The organism is Gilvimarinus sp. 1_MG-2023 (assembly GCF_030548285.1).
Genome location: NZ_JAUOSC010000561.1, coordinates 1 through 325 on the forward strand (window position 1 = coordinate 1; position 325 = coordinate 325).

The following is a 325-nucleotide window of genomic DNA, read 5'->3' on the forward strand; positions in this document are numbered from 1 at the left end:
GATCAGCGAAGTTACCAGCCCCATCGGTGGCGGTGACGGTAAAGCTGTAGCTGGACTTGGTTTCATAGTCAGCATCAGCTTTTAGAGTCATTTCGCCAGTATTGGTATCAATGGTGAAGTAAGCCGCGTCAGTACCACTGAGGCTAAACGTTACGCCGTCCGAAATATCAGCAGAGTCATCAGCGGCAGCGGTATACACCACTTGCCCAGCACCAGAGTTTTCATCGATCGCAGTCGCGGTAGCGCCAGAGGTAATCGTCGGTGCTGCTTCATCAAGGTTATTGACCGCCAGGGTAACGGCCTGATTGGTAAAGTTACCAGCTCC

The 325-nt window shown here is 52.3% G+C and carries 1 protein-coding gene; it reads right to left on the reverse strand.

The window, feature by feature from the left end:
* Nucleotides 1-325: cadherin repeat domain-containing protein (locus Q4563_RS18085; RefSeq protein WP_303605487.1), on the reverse strand; the 325-nt coding region annotated here is incomplete at both ends.